Source organism: Clostridium sp. Cult1, assembly GCF_021655095.1.
GTDB lineage: Bacteria > Bacillota > Clostridia > Tissierellales > Tepidimicrobiaceae > Schnuerera.
In genome coordinates this window covers 1098656-1100700 of sequence record NZ_PPXW01000001.1, presented here as the reverse complement: position 1 = coordinate 1100700, position 2045 = coordinate 1098656, and the positions used below count along the sequence as shown (strand labels likewise).

3 protein-coding genes are annotated in these 2045 nt (G+C 30.1%); all 3 read left to right on the top strand.

From position 1 onward, the window contains the following. Positions 1 to 400, top strand: a 400-nt coding sequence (locus tag C3E89_RS05380) for an HD domain-containing protein (RefSeq protein WP_442870588.1), incomplete at its 5' end; no start/stop codon positions are given. A gap of 140 nt (positions 401 to 540) precedes the next feature. Continuing rightward, positions 541 to 1530 (top strand): hypothetical protein, encoded by a 990-nt coding sequence (locus tag C3E89_RS05375; RefSeq protein WP_236911449.1) that lies wholly within the window; start codon positions 541 to 543, stop codon positions 1528 to 1530. A 164-nt stretch (positions 1531 to 1694) separates the two neighbouring features. Next, positions 1695 to 2045: hypothetical protein (locus C3E89_RS05370; RefSeq protein WP_236911448.1), on the top strand; the 351-nt coding region annotated here is incomplete at its 3' end.

Below are 2045 nucleotides of genomic sequence, written 5' to 3'. Positions count from 1 at the left end.
CAAAATTGAAGAAATAAAACATTGTATTGCATCACATCGATTTAGAAGTGGAAATGAGCCAAGGACAATAGAAGCTAAAATACTATTTGATGCAGACAAACTAGATTCATTAGGGGCTATTGGAATTGCACGTACCTTTATGATATCTGGCCAGTTTGGACAAAAATTATCAACAGACCTGTTCTCAAAGAAATATATGGTTGAAAATACTACCGAAAATGGAAGGTTAAAAGATGTATCAAAGCATTCACCTTTTATTGAGTATGAAGTTAAGTTTAAAAAAATACCAGAGAAGTTATATACGAAAAAAGCAAAGGAAATTGGTATTGATAGATTAAACTTTATGAATGAATTTTTTAATAGATTGAGTATGGAAATAGAAGGAATGAGGTTGGTCTAGTTTCAAAAATAAGCCACCAGCAAACAAAATATTGATGTAAAGGAGTTTGGCTTAAAGGACTGATTCAGAGATGTGGCAAATATAAGAGCTATAGATATGAATAAAATCAGATATAGGTTAATAAATTTAGGGGGATAATTATGTGGAAAGTAGAAAAGATAATTAATTATGAAGAAAATAAAAATTGGGGAGATGGTTTTTCTCATTTAGGCTTCCATGACTATTTTGGCAATCAATATGGACTTGATTATGATAATAATTGGGTAGGCCAAATAGATGGAAATAATTTGTTGTGGACAATTGGACATAACTCTGGCTTTGAGACTAATTGTCATATTAATTGTGATATAAAAAATCCAAACTATTTAACAGGATTACCCGATGGTTCACTTATAGTAGTAAGTGGTGGAAACAAAATAGTGTATAAGATAATAATGGAAAATAACAAACCTAAAGATATAGAAGTTTTAATTGATTGTAACAAAATAGGATTAAAAGATGTAGGAAATTGTGAATATGATATAGATGGTAATATGTGGATAAATGAAATAACCGGCTGTAGGATATGGAAGTTTGATAAAAAAGGCAATACATTAGAAGTTTTGGGAACTGGGCAACCTGGATTTCAAAGGGAGGAAGTTTCTTTTAATGAGGCACGTTTTAACTGGATATATGATTTAAGGAGAGGTCCTGAAGGAAATATCTATATATTAGATAGTAAAAATTATGCAGTACGGAAGATTAATATAGATAAAGAGACTGTTGAATTAATTGCTGGAACAGGTAAGCCTGGTTATACAGGTGACGGTGGAGATGCTAAAGATGCTACTTTTGGTGGAAATAAAGAGAGTTATTTTGATGGACCATGGTCTTTGTCACTTGATGAAGTTGGTAATATATATGTAGGAGACACCCAAAATCATGTTGTAAGAATGATAACGAATAAAGGGAAGGTTTATACAATAGCGGGAAATATCAATGTAATAAAAGGTAGAAAAAATAGAACCAACGAAAGGGATTTGTTTAAGATAAACTTGCCGTTAATTTGTAGTATGGACTATTATGATAGAAGATTGTATATTCCTGAATGGGATGGAGATTTAATTATTTTAAAGAAAGGCAGTAAATAAATTATACTTACTGACGAAGGAGAGATTTGTTATGAAGAAAAAGTATACAGAAATAAATTCTAATCAGCATGTCGTAAAATTATAACTATAATTTGTATTGAATAATTCCTATTTGAAGCAATGAAATTTCATATTGGATTATTAAAATATAAGGGGAGAAGATAATGAAATTTGAAGAAATATATGAAAGAGGGTATAGTTATAAAGAAAGTTTTTTCTATGGTGATATGTTAGAGGATTCAAAACTATATGAATTTGCTGAAGGTGTTTTTTTGTTGGGAAAGACTAGCGAGGACATGGAGTTATTATGGGGAGTAAATAATTTAGAAGATTTAAGAAGTAGCATAGAAAAAATAAAGAAGGAAAATCCAGATATTAAATTTATATTTAGGTATGGCAATAGTCTTAATGAAGTCATTGAAAAGGAAAAAATAATTAATCAGTGGGGCTATAAGGGCAAAGAAATTTATGTAGGCTATTCATGCACATTAGATAATATTACATGTCAAGAGGAT